Origin of the sequence: Methylobacterium sp. J-076 (assembly GCF_022829405.1) — a bacterium.
In the GTDB taxonomy this organism is placed as follows: Bacteria; Pseudomonadota; Alphaproteobacteria; order Rhizobiales; family Beijerinckiaceae; genus Methylobacterium.
The window spans coordinates 159881-180959 of the sequence record NZ_JAKSXW010000130.1; the positions used below are offsets into that span (position 1 = coordinate 159881).

The following is a 21079-nucleotide window of genomic DNA, read 5'->3' on the forward strand; positions in this document are numbered from 1 at the left end:
CGCCGGCCCAAGGCGGCAACCTGAGGACGCCACGATGATCGTTCGTTTGCTCCGGGCCTCCGTTCTGGCCCTGACCCTCGCCGCCGCCCCGGCGGCCCTCGCCAAGGACGCGGCCCCCGCCCCCGCCGCGCCTGCCGCGACCCCGGCACCCGCCGCCAAGGCCCCGAGCGCCGGGCAGACCGCTGCAAGGGACCGCCAGAAGACGTGCGGCGGCGAGTGGCGCGCGCTCACCGATGCGCAGAAGACGGCGCAGGGGCCGAAGTGGCCGCAGTACTGGAGCAAGTGCAACAAGCGCCTGAAGGGCGGCGACAAGGCCTGACGACCCGGCGCCGTCATCCCGCATCGCCGCATCGGTGAACTGCGGTGCCGCAGGCGCGTTTGGCTTTTCCGATCGTACCGCATCCGGTGGAGAAGCGATGAGCGCCCGCCTTCATGGCGTGGCCGCGCCGGCCCATGGCTGACGCGGCCTCCGAGAGATCCCGCCTCGAACGGGTGATCGACTTCGCCGATGCGTGGGTGCCCAAGCCCGCCGCCTGGGCCTTCGCCACCCGCATCTGGATCGCGATGATGCTCGCCCTCGGCGTGGCGTTCTGGCTCCAGCTCGACAGCGCGTCCTCGGCCGCCACCTGCGTGGCGATCCTCGCCCAGCCGAAGCGCGGGCAGGCCCTCTCGAAGGCGGTGTACCGCCTCGTCGGCACCCTGATCGGCGCCGTGGCGTCCATCGTGCTGATCGCCCTGTTCGGGCAGGACAGGGTGCTGCTCCTCGTCTCCGTATCCGTCTGGCTCGGCCTCTGCGTGTTCGTGGCGCAGTACCTTCAGGACACCCGGGCCTACGGGGCGATGCTGTCGGGCTACACCGTCGCCATCGTCGCCCTGGCGCAGATCGATACGCCGCAGGACACGTTCGACTCGGCCACCGCCCGGGTGGCGGTGATCGTCCTCGGCATCGTGTCGATCACCTTCATCAACGACGCCCTCGCCTCCCCGAGCACGTGGCGCTCCCTGCTGCCCACCATGACCGATGCTTGGAGCGCGACCCTTGCCTACGCCCGCGAATCGCTGGCGAAGGGGGATCTCGGCGTCTCCCGCACGGCGGCGCTGATCCGACAGATCGCGCCCATGCGCGCCGACGCGAGCGCCATCGCCGGGGAACTCGATGACGGGCCCTACCGGGCCGCCGGGGCACGCAGCTGCATGGCCGCGCTCTACGCCATGGCCGCGGCGATCCGCACGGTGGCGGCGGCGGCCGCGCATCTGCGCCGGCCCTCCCCGGCCGTGCAGGAGGCGCTCGCGATCTGCCGCCGCATCGCCGCCGGCCAGGACGCGCGGAGCCTCGACGCGGAGGACGAGCGGCTGCGCGAGCTGGTCGATGCCGCGATCCGCGACAGGGACCGCCCCCTGGACGAGATCGTGGTGCTGCAGCGGGCCCTCGATTTCGCCTGCGCCGCCACCTTCGCCCAGGACGGCCTGAAGGCCCTGGCCGACGGGCACGAGCCCCTGCGCGACGCGCGCCTGCCGACCCACCGGGATTTCCCCGTCGCCCTGCGCGGGGCCTTGCGGGTGATGATCGGGTTCGCCGTCACGGCTGCGGCCTTCGTCGCCCTCGGCCTCCCCCAGGCCTCCTTCGCCCTGGTGCAGGTGGCCTCGACGGCGGCCCTCTCCTCCGTGACCCCGGACCCCAAGAAGTTCGCCAACGGCGTGCTCATCGGCATGGCCATGGCCGCGACCTTCGCGGGCATCGCGCGGTTCGGCCTGCTGAACGACGCCCAGGGCTTTCCGATGCTCGCGATCGCCATGGCGCCGGTGATCTATTTCGGCTGCTTCCTGTCCCTGAACCCCAAGACCTTCGGGATCGGCTTCATCCTGATCGTCTTCTTCCCCGTCCTGCTCGGGCCATCGAACCCGCAGACCTACGACGCCCTGACCTTCCTCCTGAACGCGTTCCTCGTCATGGTGGCGGCGGTGATCCTCAGCGTGGTGGTGCGGATCGTGCTCCCGGTGAGCCCGGCGCAGCAGCGGGTGTTCGCCCTCGACTCAGCCAAACGGTCGCTCGCCGACGCCCTCCTCGGCGAGGGCGGCGACGCCACCACCCGCACCAGCCTGAATGCCGACCGCCTGTTCCAGTTCGCGGGCTACAGCTCCGGCAGCGGCGCGGTGCGCCGGGCGAACCTGTCCCACGCCTTCGCCCTCGCCCGGCTGGAGGCGGCGGCGGCCCGCGCCCATGCGGAGCTGCGGTCCCTGTGGCAGGTCGCGCCCCTGCGGGGCGTGATCCCGGACGCCCGCAACGCCCTCGCGCAGGGGGACGACCGCGGGTTGGAGAACGCCGCACGCGCCGTCGTCCGGGCAGCCGGAAGCCACGAACGCAGCGTCCGGCTGCTCGGCGCCCGTGCCGCGAGCGATCTCGTCAGTGCAGCCCGAACCATTGCGGGCCATAGACGCTTTCTACAGCGGCTCGACATCGCGCCATTCTGAGTTTCTAGCCGGCACCACGGACCCATGCATCAGGATCTCCACTTCGGCGGGGTATTTGTCTCCTCCTTCGTGGGGTACGCCCTGATCGCCTTCGCGGTGCTGATCGTGCTGCGTCTCGTGTTCGCCCGCATCCGCTTCAGCCGCTACGTCGCGAATGCCCCCCTCGCCGAGGCGGGGATCTTCGTCTGTGTCCTCGCCCTCCTGATCGCCCTGACCTGATGCCGCAGACCACCGCCGACGAGGACGACCCCAAGAAGGTCGCGCCCCAGGATTCGGAGAGCGGCCGCTCGGACCCGCCCCCCGTCGATCCGCCCGCCACCCATGTCCGGTTCACACGTGCCACCGGCCGCGGCCGGGCCGCGAAGGTGTTCCGCCTCGCCGCGACGGGGCTGATCCTGCTCGTCTCCTTCGTCGCGGCGGCCTTCGTCTGGCAATTCTATGTGGAGGCGCCCTGGACCCGGGACGGGCGCGTGCGCGTACAGGTCGCCAACCTCGCGCCGCAGGTCTCCGGGCAGATCGTCGAGGTGCGGGCCCGAGACAACCAGAACGTGAAGAAGGGCGACATCCTCTACGTGATCGACCCGGTCGACTTCGAGGTGTCGGTCACCTCCGCCGACGCCGAGGTGAAGAACCGGGAGGCGGACCTCTCGGTCAAGAGCGCCCAGGCCGCCCGCCGCGAGGCGCTTTCCACCGTCTCGACCTCGATCGAGGAGAAGCAGATCTACGCCGGCAACGCCAAGATCGCGTCGGCGGCGCTGGAGGGCGCGCAGGCCCAGCTGAGGCAGGCCAAGGTCAACCTCGAGCGCACGAAGGTCCGCTCCACGGTCAACGGCCGTGTCACAAACCTGCTGATGCGGGTGGGGGACTACGCCCGGAGCGGGACCTCGAACGTCAGCATCGTGGATACCGATTCCTACTGGATCGACGGCTACTTCGAGGAGACGAAGATGCCCAACATCCACGTCGGCGCCACCGCCGACATCTCGCTGATGGGGTATGCGCCCCACCTCAGCGGCACCGTCGCCAGCATCACCCTCGGCATCTCCACGGACAACGCCGCCCCGAGCACCCAGGGCCTGCCGAGCGTCAACCCCGTCTACACCTGGGTGCGGCTGGCGCAGCGCGTGCCCGTCCGCATCAAGATCGACAAGGTGCCGCCGGAGGTGCCCCTGGTGGCGGGGATGACCGCGACGGTGGTGGTGGGCGACGGGCGCGCGCCGCCCCCCGCCTGGTTCATGGATCTGCGCGACCGCTGGACCGGCGGCCCCACCACGACGGTCGAAGCCGACCGGCGCTGAGGGGCGTGCGACGGGCGGGCGCCCCTTTCTATCGGGTCCACTGCCTGGACGGGCTCGTGCCGGCGCACGCCACGCGCGGTTCAATCGCGGGCTAAATGATCGCCGGCACGAAGTCATTCCCCGGCCTGTGGAACAGACCGATCGCGTTGCCCCCTGCTTCGAAAGCGAAGGCGGCTTCATTTTTCGAGTTGACGGGTCCGAAATACGGGCGCAGTCTCTCAATGTGCTTCGCAAATGCGGGCACGGGCCACCCGGCACCCTACTGATAGTGAGGGCGGCCAGCCGATTACTCGCAACGGGCTGAAGGAGACAGGCATGACTCCACCTCAGCAGGACGCCGCCACGATGGGCGCGGGACCGTTCGGCCCGTAACCTAGCGGCCACTCGACGGATAACCGGACGGGTGCGGCCCCAGGGGCATGGAAGCGGCCTTCCAGGCACGACTTCGAACATGCGAGACGCCCCATCTCAGCCGCCCCGCCTCGGCTTCGGTCAGCACTACGGACGACCAGCCCGCACGGCTTTGCCGTGGCGGGATGTCCGGCTGGGCTCCGTCAGGTCGCCGGCCCCATCCAGTCCGTCACGATGCGGATCTGGCCCGGGTCGAGGAGCGCGGGGGCGTGGCCGCAATCGGGGATCTCGACGCGGTAGGTTCGCGGCCCCCGGCGCATCATCTCGTCGGCGGTCTCCGGCAGCAGCAGGTCGGACTGCGCGCCGCGCAGCATCAGCACCGGGCAGGTGATGGCGTCCCAGTCCCGCCACATGCTCACGCTGTAGACCCGGCCCGGCCGGAACGCCTGGCCGATGGCCGGGTCGTAGTGCGGGCGCCAGCCTCCCGCGGGTTCGGGGAAGAAGCTGTGGACGGCGATATGGCGCCACTGCTCGTCGGTGAGCGGCCCGAAGGAGCCGAGGACGATCCGCAGGCGCGATTCGCCGGAGGCGAGGTTGTGGTGCAGCCGCGGGGCGTCGCGCAGCCGGTCCCCGATATGCCGGACCGGCGCCCAGGGCAGGAACGGCCCGATGTCGTTGATGATCAGCCGGCGGATGGGCGTGTCCTGCGCGGAGGCGAGCACCATGCCGGTCAGCCCCCCGAGGGAGGTGCCGATCCAGTCGATCTCGGTCTCGATGCCGAGATGGGCGATGAGCCCCGCCATGTCGGCGGCGTATTGCGGCAGGCCGTAGAGCTCGGGGTCGCGCAGCCAGCCCGAGAGGCCGCGCCCCGGAAGGTCCGGGCAGACCACCCGGTAGCCCATCTTGGCGAGGGCGTAGGCGAGCGGGTCGAAATCGCGCCCCTGGCGGCTGAGCCCGTGGACGCAGACGACCACGCGGCTCGCATCCACATCGCCCCAATCGACGTAGGCGATGCGGTGGAAGTCCTTCGGGGCGTAGGCGAGGAAATGCCCGGTCCGGAACGGCACGTCGGCCTCGCTCAGCTCGTCGAGCCGCAGGGGCCGCGTGCCGCGGGGCGCCGGGTCGGCCATCCCGCTCACTGCGATTCGGCGCGGGTGGCGGCCTCCCGCGCGAGGCGCGTCGTGGTCTTGTGCAGGTCCACCACCTGGTCGGTGATCCGCTGCGACTGGTCCTGCAGGAAGGTCACCTGGAGCTGGAGCATCTCCCGCGGGTCGGAGGCGGCGGCGAGCTTCTCGGCGAAGTCCAGGGATGCGCGCACGTTCGTGTCCGAGGCCACAAGCATCCGGTGGCCGATCTCGCGCATGGCCGAGAGCATCTGGCTCGCGTTGTCCTCGAAGGCGTTGTAGAGGCGCGCCCCCGCCGCCTCCCACTGCTCCCGCGCCTTGCGGGCGCCGGTGACGTTGCTGTCCATGAGCTGCGTGGCCGCCTCGCGGGTGGCGCCCGTCACCTGCCGCCAGCCCTCGAAGGCCTGCGCCATGGAGACCTCGATGGCGTTGAGCGCCTGCTCGCCGGCATGGGCGTAGCGTTCATAGGCGTCCCGCGCCTTGGCGACGGCGCCTTCGGCTATCTCGCGCCGGGCGGCCTCCTGGACGGCGGGCAGAGTGTCGTTGTTCACCGTCGGCTCCCGTGTGAGACGAAACCGGTTCCGGGCCGGCACCGAGGCATCTGCCATCGATGGGGACTGCGTCAACCGGGCCGCAGTGACGGGAGGTCGGGCTTCGTCACCGGGCGGCAGCGGCGCCGAAGTGTCAGCCTCCGGCGATTGACAGCGCCGCGCGCCGGGAAATCATGATCGACAGGGGCGAACGCCACGCCCACCGCCTGACCGAGAGGGCCCGCCATGCCGGACACCGAGACCCCGCCCGAGGGCGGCGCCGCGCATCGCTTCGAGGCCGGGCTCGAGAAGCGCGCGGCGAACTACGTGCCGCTGACGCCGGTGAGCTTCCTCGCCCGGGGGGCGTCGGCCTTCGGCGCCCGGATCGCGGTGATCGACGGCGAGCGCCGCATCACCTACGCCTCCCTCTACGACCGCTGCCGCCGCGTCGCCTCCTCCCTCTCCGCCCGCGGTGTCGGGCGCCTCGACACGGTGGCCATCCTGGCCTCGAACAGTCCCGAGATGGTGGAGGCGCATTTCGCCGTGCCGATGCTCGGCGCCGTCCTCAACCCGCTGAACACCCGCCTCGACCCCGCCACCATCGCCTTCTCCCTGCGCCACGGCGGCGCGCAGGTGCTGATCGTGGAGGCGGCCCATGCCGGCCTCGCCGCCCGCGCCCTCGGGGAGATGGCCGAGCCGCCCCTCGTGGTCGCCATCGGCGACGGCGGCATCGCCGGGTCCCTCCCCTACGAGGGGCTGATCGCGGACGGCGATCCGGCCCATGCCTGGACCGGCCCCGGGGACGAGTGGCAGTCGCTGTGCCTGCTCTACACCTCGGGGACCACCGGGGATCCGAAGGGGGCGGTCTACAGCCACCGGGGCGCCTACCTGCAGGCCCTGGGCAATGCGGTGACCTTCGGCCTGTCGGGGGAGAGCGCGTATCTCTGGACCCTGCCGATGTTCCATTGCAGCGGCTGGTCCTACCCCTGGGCCTGCGTGGCGGCGGGGGCGACGCAGGTCTGCCTGCGCAAGGTCGAGCCGGGGGAGATCTTCCGGCTGATCGCCGAGCACCGGGTGACGCATCTGTGCGGCGCGCCCATCGTGCTGTCGATGATCGCCCACGCGGCCCCCCAGGAGCGCCGGAGCTTCCCGCAGGCCGTGCGCGTGGCGGTCGGCGGCGCGGCGCCCTCCTCCACGATCATCCGCACCATGGAGGAGATGGGCTTCCGCATCACCCATCTCTACGGCGCGACGGAGAGCTACGGCCCGGCCACCGCCTGCCTCGCCCAGCCGGACTGGGCCGCGCTGAGCGACGAGGCACGCTACCAGCGCATGGCCCGCCAGGGCGTGGCCCTGGCGACCCTGGACGCGGTGACCGTCACCGACCCGGAGACCGGCGAGCCCGTGCCGCAGGACGGCAGCCGGATCGGCGAGATCCGCCTGCGGGGCAACACGATCATGAAGGGGTATCTCGGCAACCCGGACGCCACCGGGCGGACCTTGGCCGACGGATGGTACGCCACGGGCGACCTCGGCGTCTGGCACCCGGACGGCGCGGTGGAGATCAAGGATCGGTCGAAGGACATCATCATCTCCGGCGGCGAGAACATCTCCAGCCTGGAGGTGGAGGAGGTGCTGATGCGCCACCCCGCGGTGATGTTCGCCGCGGTGGTCTCCCGCCCCGACGCCACCTGGGGCGAGACGCCCTGCGCCTTCCTCGAGACGAAGCCGGGGGCGGACGTGCCGAGCCAGGACGAGGTCATCGCCTTCTGCCGGGAGCACATGGCCCGCTTCAAGGTGCCCAAGACCGTCGTGTGCGGCCCCCTGCCGAAGACCTCGACGGGCAAGATCCAGAAGTTCGTGTTGCGGGATCGGGCGAGGGAGCTGGCATAGCCTCGCCGCCATCGCGACCGGAGGAACGCTGGGGGCGGGACGTTCGGAAGCGCCGCGCTGCCTTCACGCGCTGCGCGTGCCATGGCGAGGGCGGAGCGGCTCAGTCCGGCTGCTTCACCCGGCGGCATTCCGTCTTCAGGTAGGCGGACTTGCCGATATCCTCGCGCAGGTCGGTGCGGGCGATGATCTCCTGCCATCCGGTGGCGCAGCCGAGTTCGTTGGCGACGCGGACCTTGCGGACTTCCAGGGCCTCGGTATCGGTGCAGGCCTCCTGGGCGACGGTGTTCGCGCAGACCAGAACCACGGCGATAAAGACGTTCACGGCGTATCCTCCCGTTCCTCTCGTTGCGGTGAGTACGCGGCGATGCCGCCCCCGGTTTCAGCCCCGGCCGCCTCGCCGCACTTTACCGGGGCCCACGGGCCGCCTAGCGTCGCGCCGATGCCCCTGGTCCCCCCTCCCCGCGCCAAAGCGCCCCCCCCTTCGACCGACGTCCCGCCCGCCGCCGTGCTCGCCGGCAACCAGCCCGAATGGTCGGTGGGCGACCTCGCCGCGGCCCTGAAGCAGACCCTCGAAGAGCGGTTCGGCCATGTCCGCCTGCGGGGCGAGATCTCCGGCTTCCGGGGCGTCCACGGCTCCGGGCACGCCTATTTCTCGTTGAAGGACGGGCAGGCGCGCATTGACGCGGTGGTGTGGAAGGGCGTCTACGGACGGCTGCGGCAGAAGCCGCAGGAGGGGCTGGAGGTCATCGCCACCGGGCGGATCACGACCTTCGCCGGCAAGTCCTCCTACCAGATCGTCATCGACAGCCTGGAGCCCGCCGGCATCGGCGCCTGGATGGCGCTGCTGGAGGAGCGCCGGAAGCAGCTCGCCGCCGAGGGCCTGTTCCTCCCCGAGCACCGCAAGCCGATCCCGTTCCTGCCGCGGGTCGTCGGGGTCGTCACCTCGCCGACCGGCGCGGTGATCCGCGACATCCTGCACCGGCTGCAGGACAGGTTCCCCCGGCCGGTCCTGGTGTGGCCGGTGCGGGTGCAGGGCGACGGCGCCGCCGAGGAGGTCGCCGCCGCCATCCGCGGCTTCAACGCCCTCGCGCCCGGCGGCCCGATCCCCCGCCCCGACCTGCTGATCGTCGCCCGCGGCGGCGGGTCGATCGAGGACCTGTGGGCGTTCAACGAGGAATGCGTCGTCCGCGCCGCCTTCGAGAGCGCCATCCCGCTGATCTCGGCCGTGGGCCACGAGACCGACACGACGCTGATCGACCACGTCTCCGACCGCCGGGCGCCGACGCCGACCGGCGCCGCCGAGATGGCCGTGCCGGTGCGCGCCGACCTGATCGCCACCGTGGCCGAGCTGGCCGCCCGGGGCGGCGGCGCCGTCCGCCGCCGGGTCGAGCGCGACCGGGCCGACCTGCGCGGCCTCGTCCGCGCCATGCCCGGCCCCGACATGCTGCTGGCGGCCAAGCGCCAACGGCTCGACCTCGCGGAGGCGCGGCTCGCCCCGGCCTTGGCCGCGGGGGCGGCCCGCCACCGGGTGCGGCTGCAATCCCTCCTCGACCGGCTCGTGCGGCGCTCGCCGGAGCTCGCCCTCGCCAACGCCCGGGCCCGGCTCGACCGGATCGACGACCGCGCCGCCCGGGCGCTCGCCGTCGATCTGCGCCGGAGGCAGGATCACGTCGGGGAACTCGGCCGGCGTCTCGTGCTCGCGAAGGGCGCCGGGCTGGAGCGCGCCCGCGCCGTCGAGGCCCGGCGCCGCGACCGCCTCGCCGCCCTCACCTCCCGGCTCGCCCAGGCGGGCACGCGCGGCATCGAGCGCCGCCACGACCGGCTGCAGGCCCTCGCCGGCCTGCTCGGCAGCCTCAGCTACCGGGCCGTGCTGGACCGGGGCTTCGCCCTGGTCCGCGACGGCGACGGCCGCCCCCTGCGCCGGGCCGAGGAGGCCGAGGGCGCCGCCCGCCTCAGCCTGCAATTCGCCGACGGGACTGTGGAGGCTTTGCCCGTGAAGGGGGACCGGCCGGTGAAGCGCCCCCGTGCCAAGGCGGCGCCCCTGCCGGAGAAGACCCTGTTCGACTCCTAGGGGCGGCCCTCACGCCGTCACCGCGCGCCGGACGAGGCGATCCGGTGGCGTCCCGCACCCCTGGAGCGCGTCGCTCGCCCACGGGGGCGGCGGCGGTTCAGTAAGCGCCCGGAGCGGGGGAGGCCTCGTCCCGCACGCGGTAATGGTACCGGTACAGCTCCCGCGCGAAGCCGAGGCGGGCGTAGAGGGCGATGGCGGGGGAATTGCCGGCCTCGACCTGCAGGCAGACGCCCCTCGCCCCCGTTGCCGCGCCCCAGCCCATCAGGGCCGTGACCGCCCGGCGGGCGAGACCCCGGCCGCGCAGGGGCGCGGGCACCGCCACCGATTCGATGACGAGGAGGCCCCCGTCCCGCACGCCGAAGGCGATGGCGCCGAGGCCGCCCGGGACGGAGACCGAGGCGTAGGCGCAGGGCAGCGCGATCGCCCCCGTCACCGTGCGGAAGGCCCGGGCGGTGGCCGGGTCGTGGCCGCTGACGGCGTCGCGCAGGGCGAGCCAGTCCGTGGAGGGTGTCTCCGCGACGGTCACCTCCGCATCCTCCGTCACCTGCAGGCCATCGAAGGGGCGGTACAGGGTGCGCGTCTCGCCGATGGCCCGGTAGCCCCGCCGTTCGAGACCTTCGCGCATCTGCGCCGCGATGTCGGGTACCCGGAAGATCGGCCGCTGCCCGAGCGTGGCATAGATCGCCTCGCAGGCGGGGATCGCGGCCTCGGGGTCGCCCGCGCCGCGCATGGGGTTGCAGGAGTTGATGCGCTTCGACGGGCCGCCCGCCGCACGGAGCAGGTAGCCGTGGACGAGGACGTGGCGCGGGCTCGGCCACGCATTGAGGCAGGCCTCTTCGACCTGCCAGTTTAGGGCATCTCCGGTGCTCAACGGCCGCTCCGCATCGACGCCCTGCGATGTCGCACCGGCTTGAACTGTGTCAAGTTCGCGCGATGTCCGGCCGATGACCGGCCATCCCCCTGAAACTCTGTTCTGCCTCCATTTCCTGGGCGGCAGCGCCCGTACCTGGGACGCCCTCGTCCCGGCCCTCGGCGGGGCGGTGCGCATCGTGCCCCTCGACCTGCCGGGCTTCGGGGACGCGAAGGGCGACACGGGCTATTCCGTCGATGCCATGGCCGACCGGGTGAGCGCCGCCATCGCGGCGGACTCGCCCGGCCCGTTCCGCCTCGTCGGGCACAGCATGGGGGCGAAGGTCGCCCTCACCCTCGCCCGCCGCGCCGAGGACGGCGATGCGCGCCTGAAGGGGCTGAGCGGCGTGGTGCTGGTCTCCGGCTCGCCGCCGAGCCCCGAGCCGATCCCCGAGGACCGCCGCAGCCACATGCTCGCGTGGATCGGGGCCGACCCCGAAACCCGGCGGCGCGAGGCCAGGGCCTTCGTGCGGGCGAACGCCGCCGCCGACCTTCCGCAGGCGCTGGAGGAGACGGCCGTGGCGGACGTGCTGCGGGCCGAACCTGCGGCCTGGCGCGCATGGCTCGAATCGGGCGCGGCGGAGGACCGGGCCCGGCATGTCGGAGTGCTGCGGCTCCCCGCCCTGGTCATCGCGGGCGCGGAGGATGCCGATCTCGGCCCCGACGCGCAGGCCGCGCTGACGATGCCCCACCTCGCCAACGGCCGTCTCGTCACCGTCGAGGGGGTGGCGCACCTTCTGCCCCTCGAAAAGCCGGAGGAGCTGGCCCGCCTCATCGCCGAATCCGCGGAAATGCGGGCGGACGCCCCCGCCGGGCTTCCCGTCCCGCCGGCCTATGCGGACCTCATCGCGTCCGACCGGGTGAATTCCCGCCTGCGCCACGCCCTGGCCGAGCGCGCCGAGCCGGACGATCCCGCCTACGCACCCGCGGCCCTCGACGCCGTGGAACTGGCGATCCTGCGGGCGGTCTTCGCCAGGGTGCTACCGGCGCCCGGCCTCGATTTCGCCGCCCGGGTCGATGCGCGCCTCGCCGCCGGCCAGGGCGATGGATGGCGCTTCGTCGCCCTGCCGCCGGACCGGGACGCCTACCGCGCGGCCCTGCGCACCCTGGATGCGGCGGCCCGGGCCGCGCAGGAACGTCCGTTCCTCGCCCTCGGCGCCGCGGAGCAGGACGCGTTGCTGACGCTGGCGCAGGACGGCGAGCTGACGGTGCCGGCCGCCCTCGGCGGGCGCCTCGATGCCGGGCAGATGAAGTTCTGGTTCGAGGATGTGCGCGGCGACGCGATCCGCCTCCACCTCGCCCATCCGGCAGGGCTGGCCCGGATCGGTTTTTCGGGGATCGGCGCGGGCGGCGACAGCGCCGCGCCCATCGCCAGCGGATTGCCGGGCTTCGTGAAGACCGGCCTCGATTCACCCGAACCTTGGGAGCCCCGCACCGGGGAATCCGCACGATGAACCTCGACGCGATGCGGACGTATTCCGAGGACGACACCGTCGATGCGGTGGTGGTCGGCACCGGCGCCGGGGGCGCGCCCCTGCTGGCCCGCCTCGCCGCCGCCGGCCTCCGGGTGGTGGCCCTCGAAGCCGGGCCGAACTTCACCCCGTCGCGCTTCGCCTTCGACGAGACGCTGGCCGACGAGATCTATTGGACCGAGGAGCGGCTGAGCGGCGGCTCCACCCTGGAGGCCTTCGGCGCCAACAACAGCGGCACCGGCGTCGGCGGTTCGACCCTCCATTGGGGCGCCTTCGTTCCCCGGGCCGACGCCCGGGACATGCGCCTGCACACCGAGACCGGCCAGGGCGCGGACTGGCCCCTGAGCCATGACGAACTCGTGCCGTACTACGCGCAGGTCGAGGGCTACATCGGCGTCTCCGGCCCCGGGCGCTATCCCTGGGACGAGACCCGCCGCTATCCCCTCCCCCCCGTGCTGCGCAACGGCCCGGCCGACCTGATGGCGGATGCCTGCGACCGCCTGGGGATCCGCGCGGCGGACGCGCCGGCCGCGGTGGTCTCCCGGGACTACACCTCCGAGGGCGGCCCCCTCCGGCACGGCTGCATTAATTGCGGCTTCTGCCACCAGGGCTGCCGGAACGGCGCCAAGACCAGCATGGACGTCACCTACCTTCCGCTCGCGGTCTCGCACGGGGCCGAGATCCGGGCCGAGAGTTTCGTCCATGGCCTGGAGCGTGGCGGTGACGGGCGCATCGCGGCGGTGGTGTATTCCCACGGGGGCCGCGAGAGGCGCCAGCGCTGCCGGGCGGTGTTCCTCTGCGCCGGCGCGGTGGAAACCCCGCGCCTCCTGCTGCATCTCGGCCTCGCCAACGGCAGCGGGCAGGTCGGCCGCAACTACATGGGCCATGTGGCGACGCAGGTCTGGGGCACCTTCGACCACGAGGTGCGGATGAACCGCGGCTACCCCTCCTCGCTCATCACCGAGGATTTCATCCGGCCGAAGGACGCGGATTTCGCCGGCGGCTACCTCATCCAGAGCCTCGGCGTGGTGCCGGTGACCTTCGGCAACGCCGTAGCCCGGGGCCGCGGGCTGTGGGGGCAACCCCTGCTCGACTATCTCGGCCGCTACAATCACCTCGCGGGGATCGGCATCAACGGCGAGACGCTGCCCCGGGATGACAACGTCCTCACCCTGTCCGACGAGGTCGATGCCCGCGGGATCCGCAAGGCACGCATCGATTTCGGCTACAGCGACAACGAGGAGCGCCTGAACGCCCACGCCACCAAAGTGATGCGCAACATCTGGGAGGCGGCCGGCGCCGACGATATCTGGGTGATGGAGCGCGTCGCCCACACCATCGGCACCTGCCGGATGGGCCGGGATGGCGACACCGCGGTCGTCGATCCGTTCGGGAAGAGCTTCGAGATCGACAATCTGTGGATCAGCGACGGCTCGACTTTCCCGAGTTCGCTAGCCGCGAACCCGGCCCTGACGATCATGGCGCTGGCGCTGCGCACGGTGGATCGGTTCCTGGCCGAGGGACGGTAAGCCGCGCTCGGTTCGGCGAGGCGCCCGCTCCCCGCCCTGGCGTGGGGGGCCGACGAGAACGTCACCTTCCGTGCGCACGCGGTGGTGTGCGGGTCCCCTCCCCACAGGGGGGAGGAGAGCGCGTCGGGTGTCGCGCGCCGGATACTTCCGAACACCCTCGGACTGAGCGACATCGTTTGAGGCCGCCTCCGGTCCCCTGAGCGGCGTCGCTCTGCCCGCACAATCGGTGGAGGGTCAGGCGGCGTCCCGGATTTCGGCGAGACCGCGACGCTGCCGGCCATCGGTGTCGAAATTCGCCGGGTCGAGCCAGGCCGCGAAGGCGTCGCGCAGGCGCGGCCATTCCGTGTCGGTGACGGCGTACCAGGCGGTGTCCCGGGACCGGCCCTTCACCACCACCGCGTTGCGGAAGATTCCCTCGAAGGTGAAGCCGTAGCGCAGGGCGGCGGCGCGGGAGGGGGCGTTGAGGCTGTCGCACTTCCACTCGTAGCGGCGGTAGCCCAGCTCATCGAAGACCCGGGCCATCATCAGCGCCATCGCCTCCGTGGCCGTCGCGCTGCGCCGGAGGCCGGGGCCGTAATGGATGTTCCCCACCTCGATCACCCCGTGGGTCGGTTCGATCCGCATGTACGAGGCGAGCCCGAGGGGCGCGCCGGTCCCGGCATCAAGGATCGTGTGGAAGAGGGGATCCTGCCCGGCCGCCTGCCGGTCGAGGCGCTCCCGATAGGCGGCCTCGGTCTCCGGCATCTCATCGAACAGATAGGTCCAGCCGCTCCGGTCCGGGGCCGCCGCGTAGAGGGCGTAGAGCGCTGCCGCATGGGCGGCCGGGTCGAGGGGCACGACGCGGCAGGTGCGTCCGGCCATCGGCGTGCGCGGCGGAAGCGGACGGGGCGCCCAGTCCGGCAGGGCCGGGCCGATCGGTTGGCCGAACGCGTTCAGGCGAGGGGCGGACTGAGTCGCTGACATGGTTCCGGTATAGCTCCCGTCGCGCTCGCTGCATCCCCTCCCCCCGCGGGGGAAGAGGGACAAGCGGCGCTCAGGCCATCTCCACCGCCGCCACCGGCTGCGGCCCGGCGCGGTAGGCGGCGGAGGCCTCGTCCGTCCGCCAGCAGGCGACGTCGTGGCCAGGGGAGATCGTCCCGACCGGCGGCATCTCCCGGTGGCAGCGGTCCGCCGCGAGGAAGCAGCGCGGCGCGAAGGGGCAACCCGGCGGGCGGTTGGCGAGGTCGGGCGGGCTGCCGGGGATGGTCTCCAGGCGGCTGCCCTTGTCCAGGGCACCCTCGGCCCGGCTGCGCAGGAGGCCGATCGTGTAGGGATGGTGCGGATCCCGCACCACCTGCCGGGCCGTCCCCACCTCCACGATCTTGCCCGCGTACATCACCGCGATCCGGTCGGCGACCTCCACCGCCGCGCCGAGGTCGTGCGTCACGATGATGATCGACAGGCCGAGATCCCGCTGCAGCTCACGCAGCAGGAGAAGGACCTGGATCTGCACCGTGGCGTCCAGCGCCGTGGTCGGCTCGTCGGCCAGCAGCACCTGCGGCCGGCAGGCCAGGGCGAGGGCGATCATCGCCCGCTGGCGCATGCCCCCGGACATCTCGTGCGGGTAGTTGTCGAGCCGCCGCTCGGGGCTCGGGATGCGGACCCGCTCGAACAGGGCGAGCGCCCGCGCCCTCGCATCCTGCGCCGAGATCGTCTCGTGGCGCCGGATCGACTCGGTGATCTGCCGGCCCACCGTGTAGACCGGGTCGAAGGCGAGCAGCGGTTCCTGGAAGATCATCGAGACGTCGCCGCCGCGGAAATCGGCCAGCGCCCGCGGGTCGAGGGCGAGCACGTCCTTGCCGGCGGCCGAGATCGTCCCCTCGATACGGCTTCGTCCGGCCGGGAACAGCCGCAGGATGGCGCGGAGCGTCACGCTCTTGCCCGACCCCGATTCGCCGATCAGGGCCAGGGCCTGCCCGCGCTCCAGCGTCAGGTCGACGCCATCGACCACCTGCGTCTTGCCGAAGGCGACGCGCAGGCCGGACAGCGCCACCGCCGCGCCGGGGGGAATGTCGGTCGCGCTCATGCTGCCAGCACCTCGGTGGGGGCCGCCGAATGGCCGGAGCCCGGCTGGCGGGCGAGGCAGGCCACCCTGTGCAGGGGCCGCACCGGATCGAGCGGCGGCTCGACCTCGGCGCACACACCCTCCGCGAGGGTGCATCGCGGGTGGAAGCGGCATCCGCTGGGCGGGTCGATGGGGTTCGGCGGATCCCCGGCCAGCAGGGCCTCCTGCGTCCGGTTGTCGGGATCGAGGGAGGGCATCGAGGCGAGGAGCGCCTGGGTGTAGGGATGGGCGGGGGCCGCCAGCACCGAATCCGAGGGGCCGATCTCGGCGACGCGGCCGAGATACATCACCATCACCCGGTCGGAGATGAAGCGCACCACGTTCAGGTCGTGGCTGATGAAGATGTAAGTGAGCCCGAACTCGGCCTTCAGGTCGAGCAGCAGGTTCAGCACCTGCGCCTCCACGGACTTGTCCAGGGCCGAGACCGCCTCGTCCAGCAGCACGAGGCGCGGCTCCAGGGCGAGCGCCCGGGCGATGTTCACCCGCTGCCGCTGGCCGCCGGAGATCTCGTGCGGGTAGCGGCCGGCGAAGCGCTTCGGCTCCAGCCCGACGCGGGCGAGCAGGGCGCGGGCGCGCTCCACCGCCTGCCGGCCGGGCACGCCGTTCACCTTCGGCCCGAAGGCGATGGATTGCTCCACCGTCATCCGCGGGTTGAGGGAGGCGTAGCTGTCCTGGAAGACCATCTGCGCCTGGCGGCGGTAGCTCCGCCAGGGCATGGCCCGCTCGCCGATGGCCTGCCCGTCGAACAGCATCTCGCCGGTGTCGCGCTCGATCAGCCCCATGATGAGCTTGGCGGTGGTGGACTTGCCGCAACCGGACTCGCCGACGATGCCGAGGGTCTCGCCCTTGAGCACGGAGAGATCGACCCCGTCCACGGCGCGCACGACCTTCTTCGGGCCGGTGCCCTTGCGGATGGGGAAGTGCTTCACGAGGCCGGAGACCGAGAGGAGCGGCTGGGCCGGGCCGCCCCGGTCCGCGGCGAAGGGATCGGCCCCGTTCGGGATGACGCTCACTGGCGGATCTCCATGGCGCTGCGCAGCCCGTCCGAGAACAGGTTGAACGAGATCGAGACGAGGAAGATCGCCAGCCCCGGCAGCGCCGCGACAAGCGGGTTCACGTAGATCGCCGTCCGCAGGGTGTTGAGCATCAGGCCCCATTCCGGCTCCGGCGGGCGCACGCCGAGGCCGAGGAAGGACAGGCCCGAGGCGAGGATCATCGAGACCGAGATCAGGCCGGTCGAGTACACGAAGATCGGCCCGATCACGTTGCCGAGCACCTGCACCCGCATGATCGTCAGCGCAGAGGCGCCGGAGAGCTTGGCGGCGTCGATGTAGTCCCGCCGCCGGATCCCGGTGGTGACGCTCTCGGCGACGCGGGCGATCTGCGGAACGAACACGCAGGTCAACGACACGATGGAGTTGAAGATGCCCGCCCCCAGCGCCCCGGACAGGGCGATGGCCAGCAGCACCGACGGGAAGGCGAAGAACACGTCGATGGTGCGCATCAGGATCGTGTTGGTCCAGCCGCCGACGTAGCCGGCGAGGATGCCGATGCCGGAGCCGAGCACGAAGGCGATCAGCACCGGCGTCACGCCCATGAACAGCGACAGGCGCGAGCCGAGCATCAGCCGGCTGATCATGTCCCGCCCGAGTTCGTCGGAGCCGAGCCAGTAGGTGGCATCGCCCACCGGCTTCAGCCGGCGCAGCATCGAGCCCTTGTAGGGGTCCATCGGCGTGATCCACGGCGACAGGATCGCGATGGCGATGACGATCACGATGACCGCCCCGGCGGCCATCGCCACCGGATCGCGGACGAGGCGATGGCCGACATGGCCCCAGAAGCCCCGGGAGGCCACGAAGGCTTCCGGCGCGTCGGGACCGGCGGCGAGAGTTCCGTCGAGGGCGACGGAGGCGGCGGTAAGGGGGGCAGTCATGGCCGATCCTCCTTGAATCAGCCGCGCTCGATGCGCGGGTCGAGGGCGGTCTGCATCACGTCCACGATGAGGTTGAGGGCGACGAAGAACATCGCCAGCACGAGGATCGAGCCCTGCAGGAGCGGAAGGTCGCGCTGGAAGATCGCCGCGTTGAGGAGGAAGCCCGTGCCGGGCCACGCGAACACCGTCTCGATCAGGATCGAGCCGCCGAGCAGGTAGCCGAGCTGCAGGCCCATGATGGCGAGTGCCGTGGGGGCGGCGTTGCGCACGACATGCTTGAACACCCCGAACTCGCTCATGCCCTTGGCGCGCAGGGCTTCCACGAAGTCCTGGCCGAGGATGTCGGCGACGAGCGCCCGCACCGTGCGGGCGATGATGCCCATGGGGATCACCGCCATCGTGACGGCGGGCAGGATGATGTAGCGCAGGTGTTCGAAGTCCGGCCGCCAGTTGCCCGAGCCGTCCGGCCCCGCCCCCGTCGGCGGGAGCCAGCCGAGGGTGGCCGAGAACACGATGACCAGCACCATGCCGAGCCAGTAATGCGGCACGCTGACACCGAAGACCGAGAGGGCCGAGGCCACCCGGTCCAGGATCGAGTTGCGGTGGTAGCCGGCGACGAAGCCGAACAGCACGCCGAAGGTGAAGCCGATCAGCGTCGCCACGCTGGCGAGGATCAGCGAGTTGACGACCGCCCGGCCGACCTCCTGCGCCACGGGCCTGCCCGTGGCGATGGACACGCCGAGATCGCCGTGAAGCACGTGCCACAGCCAGATCGCGTACTGGACCGGCAGGGGCTTATCGAACCCGTAGGACGCGCGCATCTCGTCGATCGTGGCCTGCGTGGCATCCGCCGGCAGCACGGCGCTCAGCGGATCGCCCGGCGCGAGGTGGACCAGCAGGAAGCACACGACGCTGACCCCGAACGCGACGGGGGTGACGGTGACGAGGCGTTTCAGGATGTAGAGGAGCATGTGCTTCTCGATTGCGTGAACATGTCGCGTTCCACTTCCGCCTCCTCGCCGTCTTTGCGAGTGTCAGCGAAGCAATCCAGGGCAGCGGGACGGTTCGAAACCGTGGCGGATCCCTGGATTGCTTCGCGTTGCTCGCAAAGACGGTGGCGGAGGTGTGTCGCTTGTGCATCGATCCAGACGAAGGCGTCAGCCGTGTCTGGAAAAATTGATGCAAGAACAAAAAGCTAGGGCAGAGACGCATGAACGGAGTGAGTGCGTCACTGCCCTAGCGGCCAGCCGGTGCCATGGTGATCGTCGAGAAGTCCTGGAACCAGTTCTGCGCCTGGACGAAGCCCTTCACCTTCGGGCTCATCGCCCGGGGGTTCACGTCGTGGGTGATCATCACGAACACCGCGTCATCTACGTACTTCTCGTGGACCTTCTGCAGCACCTTCAGCTGCTCGCCCTTGTCGAAGGTATTGCGGACTTGGTCGAACAGCTTGTCCATCTCGGGATCACAGTAATACCCCCAGTTGGTGCCGTTCGGCGGCGCCAGATTGCACTGGAGGTGGCGGATGAAGCCGGTGAAGGGGTCCTGGATGAAGTACGAGTAGTTGATCGCCGTGACGCCCCGCGAGATGTCGGCCTTCGCCCCGGCCCGCCAGATGTTGATGAGGGTGTTCCACTCCACGACCTGATAGTCGACCTCGACGCCGACATCGGCGAGGTTCTGCTGCACGAACTCGTTCATCGGCAGCGGCTGCATCTGTCCGGAGCCCGAAGCAGAGATGGCGACCTTCAGCTTCAGCGGCTTCGCCTTGCTGTAGCCCGCCTCCGCCAGGAGCTTCTTAGCGGCCTCCGGATCGTACTTCACAACGAAGGTCGGGTGGCCGAACCATTGGTGGTTCGGCGGCATGAAGCCCTTGGCCGGGATCGCGAGGCCCCCGAGCAGCTCCTTCAGCCCCTCCCGGTCGATGGCGAGGTTGACCGCCTTGCGGACGCGGACATCGTTCCAGGGCGAGCCCTCGACCCGGGAGAGGTGCCATGTCCAGTTGTGCGGGTAGGCGTTGGTGACGATGGTGAAGCCCGCCCCCTTCAGGGAGGCGACGGCGTCCGGCGCCGGGGCCTCGATCCAATCGACCTGGCCGGAGCGAAGCGCCGCGACGCGGGCGTTGGCCTCCGGGAGGGGCACGAGGACGAGCTTGTCGAGCTTGGGGATGCGCTTCGTGTCCCAGTAGGCCGGGTTCGGCACCATCTCGGCGCGTTCGCGGGGGGCGAACAGGGTCAGCTTCCACGGGCCGGTGCCGGAGGGATGCTTGGCGAACTCGTCCCAGGACTTCCCGAGCTTCTCCCACTGGGCGGGGGAGGACATCATCACCCAGGCGATCTGGTAGGGCAGCGTCGCGTCGGGGGCCTTGGTGACGATCTCGACGGTCAGCGGATCCACCGCCCTGTAGCTCGCCACGGAGGGGATGCGGGTCTTGCCCTGGGCGGACTGGCGCGGATCGTACTGAGGCGAATCGGACTTCAGAAGCTTGTCGAGGTTCCAGACCACCGCGTCGGCGGTGAACGCGGACCCATCGTGGAATGTCACGCCGGGGCGGAGCTTGAAGACCCACTTCGTCTTGTCGGTGGGATCGACGGCATAGCTTTCGGCGAGGCCGGGGACGAGGTCGGAGGCCAGCTCGGCGCTGGACAGGTCCCAATTGATGAGCCCGTCATAGACCGTGTAGCCCATGAAGCGCATGCCCTCGCCGCCGTTGTCGGTCTGGCCGGTGGTGAGGGGGATGTCGGAGGCGGTCATGCCGATCCGCAGGGTGCCCTGGGCGAGGGATGCGGAGGAGGCGGCCAGCAGCAGCGCGCCGGCCAGCGCCGCACGGGCGCCGATTCTCTGGATGACGACGGACATGGGGATACGGGTTCACTCCTGAGCCCAGGCCTGTCACGCCCGGTCGGGAAACCCTTGATGCAAGCCCGCGGCCAACCGGGTGGATAGTGAATGCAGCCGTCCGGGCCGCCGACCCCGGCCCCGGCGGTCCCGCGTGTCGCTGCGCTGCACTGCAGCAAGTGCCCAACGTTTAGGCACGCCGTCGTCGTGCCAAAGGACAGGGCACGGCAGCGGGCGGTGGGCGAGCGGGCCGCGCCCCGATGACAGGCATTGCGAATCGAGACGCCGCGCGAATGCTGTTGGCGCCCGGCGCTCTGGTGTAACGTTTCGCACAGCCCGTCAGCGTTGCTGCGGCGTTAGTGCGTCCCGCATCGCCGGGGACGTTCGCCCTGGCTTGTCCTCGGGCGGGTGCTGCCCCATTTCTTGGCTACAGACAGCGTTGTTGCTGAACGTTGCGGTGCGCAGGTTCAGGGGCGCTCCACCGGGGGAGCCTGAGGCTTTTCCGCATCTCAGGGCGAAACTTTCGTTGAATTCACGGCATTTGTGCCGAAGTGA

The 21079-nt window shown here is 71.2% G+C and carries 18 protein-coding genes; 8 read left to right on the forward strand and 10 right to left on the reverse strand.

Annotated elements, in window-relative coordinates:
- Positions 1-34 precede the first annotated feature (34 nt).
- The 4 genes from MKK53_RS14800 to MKK53_RS14815 all read left to right on the forward strand — a co-directional run bounded on the left by MKK53_RS14800 (position 35) and on the right by MKK53_RS14815 (position 3770).
- Positions 35-319 carry a hypothetical protein gene (locus tag MKK53_RS14800; RefSeq protein WP_243929453.1) on the forward strand — a complete coding sequence of 95 codons (285 nt, stop codon included), beginning with the start codon at positions 35-37 and terminating at the stop codon, positions 317-319.
- Between the two features lie 134 nt (positions 320-453).
- On the forward strand, positions 454-2472 hold the full coding sequence (locus MKK53_RS14805) for an FUSC family protein (protein WP_243929454.1): 2019 nt from the start codon (positions 454-456) through the stop codon (positions 2470-2472).
- Positions 2473-2496: 24 nt separating this feature from the next.
- Positions 2497-2691, forward strand: coding sequence for a DUF1656 domain-containing protein (locus MKK53_RS14810; protein WP_243929455.1), 195 nt, complete (start codon positions 2497-2499; stop codon positions 2689-2691).
- Positions 2691-3770, forward strand: coding sequence for an HlyD family secretion protein (locus MKK53_RS14815; RefSeq protein ID WP_243929456.1), 1080 nt, complete (start codon positions 2691-2693; stop codon positions 3768-3770). Before MKK53_RS14810 ends, MKK53_RS14815 begins: the two co-directional genes overlap by 1 nt.
- 554 nt (positions 3771-4324) lie before the next feature.
- Here the strand turns inward: MKK53_RS14815 and MKK53_RS14820 are convergent.
- Positions 4325-5251, reverse strand: coding sequence for an alpha/beta fold hydrolase (locus MKK53_RS14820; protein WP_243929457.1), 927 nt, complete (start codon positions 5249-5251; stop codon positions 4325-4327).
- Positions 5252-5256: 5 nt separating this feature from the next.
- A complete protein-coding gene (locus MKK53_RS14825) occupies positions 5257-5796 on the reverse strand; it encodes a phasin family protein (RefSeq protein ID WP_243929458.1) in 540 nt (179 codons plus the stop codon).
- Positions 5797-6021: 225 nt separating this feature from the next.
- Here MKK53_RS14825 and MKK53_RS14830 point away from each other — a divergent pair, with 225 nt between their 5' ends.
- A complete protein-coding gene (locus MKK53_RS14830) occupies positions 6022-7668 on the forward strand; it encodes an AMP-binding protein (protein ID WP_243929459.1) in 1647 nt (548 codons plus the stop codon).
- A 100-nt stretch (positions 7669-7768) separates the two neighbouring features.
- Here the strand turns inward: MKK53_RS14830 and MKK53_RS14835 are convergent, their stop codons facing one another.
- Positions 7769-7990 carry a hypothetical protein gene (locus MKK53_RS14835; RefSeq protein WP_243929460.1) on the reverse strand — a complete coding sequence of 74 codons (222 nt, stop codon included), beginning with the start codon at positions 7988-7990 and terminating at the stop codon, positions 7769-7771.
- 117 nt (positions 7991-8107) lie between these two features.
- Between MKK53_RS14835 and xseA the strand changes: the two genes are divergently transcribed.
- Positions 8108-9739, forward strand: coding sequence for an exodeoxyribonuclease VII large subunit (xseA, locus tag MKK53_RS14840; protein WP_243929461.1), 1632 nt, complete (start codon positions 8108-8110; stop codon positions 9737-9739).
- Positions 9740-9836: 97 nt separating this feature from the next.
- On the opposite strand, the gene MKK53_RS14845 is transcribed toward xseA, so the two are convergent.
- Positions 9837-10610, reverse strand: a complete 774-nt coding sequence (locus MKK53_RS14845) for a GNAT family N-acetyltransferase (RefSeq protein ID WP_243929462.1) — start codon at positions 10608-10610, stop codon at positions 9837-9839.
- 73 nt (positions 10611-10683) lie between these two features.
- Between MKK53_RS14845 and MKK53_RS14850 the strand changes: the two genes are divergently transcribed.
- Both MKK53_RS14850 and MKK53_RS14855 read left to right on the forward strand, forming a co-directional pair.
- Positions 10684-12102: an alpha/beta hydrolase gene (locus tag MKK53_RS14850; RefSeq protein WP_243929463.1), complete on the forward strand. Its 1419-nt coding sequence runs from the start codon at positions 10684-10686 to the stop codon at positions 12100-12102.
- Positions 12099-13649 carry a GMC family oxidoreductase gene (locus tag MKK53_RS14855; RefSeq protein WP_243929464.1) on the forward strand — a complete coding sequence of 517 codons (1551 nt, stop codon included), beginning with the start codon at positions 12099-12101 and terminating at the stop codon, positions 13647-13649. Before MKK53_RS14850 ends, MKK53_RS14855 begins: the two co-directional genes overlap by 4 nt.
- Positions 13650-13883: 234 nt before the next feature.
- Here the strand turns inward: MKK53_RS14855 and MKK53_RS14860 are convergent, their stop codons facing one another.
- The 6 genes from MKK53_RS14860 to MKK53_RS14885 form a co-directional block, all read right to left on the reverse strand.
- Entirely contained in the window at positions 13884-14612 is a 729-nt protein-coding gene (locus MKK53_RS14860) for a GNAT family N-acetyltransferase (protein WP_243929465.1), read from the reverse strand.
- 70 nt (positions 14613-14682) lie between these two features.
- Complete coding sequence (locus MKK53_RS14865; RefSeq protein ID WP_243929466.1) at positions 14683-15714, reverse strand: ABC transporter ATP-binding protein; 1032 nt, start codon at positions 15712-15714, stop codon at positions 14683-14685.
- The gene (locus tag MKK53_RS14870) at positions 15711-16766 is read right to left on the reverse strand and encodes an ABC transporter ATP-binding protein (RefSeq protein WP_243929467.1); all 1056 of its coding nucleotides are present in this window, start codon (positions 16764-16766) and stop codon (positions 15711-15713) included. The genes MKK53_RS14865 and MKK53_RS14870 overlap by 4 nt, the downstream gene beginning before the upstream one ends.
- Positions 16763-17686 (reverse strand): ABC transporter permease, encoded by a 924-nt coding sequence (locus tag MKK53_RS14875; protein WP_243929468.1) that lies wholly within the window; start codon positions 17684-17686, stop codon positions 16763-16765. Before MKK53_RS14875 ends, MKK53_RS14870 begins: the two co-directional genes overlap by 4 nt.
- 17 nt (positions 17687-17703) lie before the next feature.
- Complete coding sequence (locus tag MKK53_RS14880) at positions 17704-18657, reverse strand: ABC transporter permease (RefSeq protein ID WP_243929469.1); 954 nt, start codon at positions 18655-18657, stop codon at positions 17704-17706.
- Positions 18658-18922: 265 nt separating this feature from the next.
- A complete protein-coding gene (locus MKK53_RS14885) occupies positions 18923-20545 on the reverse strand; it encodes an ABC transporter substrate-binding protein (protein ID WP_243929470.1) in 1623 nt (540 codons plus the stop codon).
- Positions 20546-21079: the final 534 nt, after the last annotated feature.

Excerpts from the sequence above, each read along its gene's own strand:
- xseA (WP_243929461.1), top strand. The coding sequence starts at position 8,108 with ATGCCCCTGGTCCCCCCTCCCCGCGCCAAAGCGCCCCCCCCTTCGACC.
- MKK53_RS14800 (WP_243929453.1), top strand. The coding sequence starts at position 35 with ATGATCGTTCGTTTGCTCCGGGCCTCCGTTCTGGCCCTGACCCTCGCC.
- MKK53_RS14855 (WP_243929464.1), top strand. The coding sequence starts at position 12,099 with ATGAACCTCGACGCGATGCGGACGTATTCCGAGGACGACACCGTCGAT.
- MKK53_RS14875 (WP_243929468.1), bottom strand. The coding sequence starts at position 17,686 with ATGACTGCCCCCCTTACCGCCGCCTCCGTCGCCCTCGACGGAACTCTC.
- MKK53_RS14860 (WP_243929465.1), bottom strand. The coding sequence starts at position 14,612 with ATGTCAGCGACTCAGTCCGCCCCTCGCCTGAACGCGTTCGGCCAACCG.
- MKK53_RS14830 (WP_243929459.1), top strand. The coding sequence starts at position 6,022 with ATGCCGGACACCGAGACCCCGCCCGAGGGCGGCGCCGCGCATCGCTTC.
- MKK53_RS14810 (WP_243929455.1), top strand. The coding sequence starts at position 2,497 with ATGCATCAGGATCTCCACTTCGGCGGGGTATTTGTCTCCTCCTTCGTG.
- MKK53_RS14885 (WP_243929470.1), bottom strand. The coding sequence starts at position 20,545 with ATGTCCGTCGTCATCCAGAGAATCGGCGCCCGTGCGGCGCTGGCCGGC.
- MKK53_RS14820 (WP_243929457.1), bottom strand. The coding sequence starts at position 5,251 with ATGGCCGACCCGGCGCCCCGCGGCACGCGGCCCCTGCGGCTCGACGAG.
- MKK53_RS14865 (WP_243929466.1), bottom strand. The coding sequence starts at position 15,714 with ATGAGCGCGACCGACATTCCCCCCGGCGCGGCGGTGGCGCTGTCCGGC.
- MKK53_RS14805 (WP_243929454.1), top strand. The coding sequence starts at position 454 with ATGGCTGACGCGGCCTCCGAGAGATCCCGCCTCGAACGGGTGATCGAC.
- MKK53_RS14850 (WP_243929463.1), top strand. The coding sequence starts at position 10,684 with ATGACCGGCCATCCCCCTGAAACTCTGTTCTGCCTCCATTTCCTGGGC.
- MKK53_RS14880 (WP_243929469.1), bottom strand. The coding sequence starts at position 18,657 with ATGCTCCTCTACATCCTGAAACGCCTCGTCACCGTCACCCCCGTCGCG.
- MKK53_RS14815 (WP_243929456.1), top strand. The coding sequence starts at position 2,691 with ATGCCGCAGACCACCGCCGACGAGGACGACCCCAAGAAGGTCGCGCCC.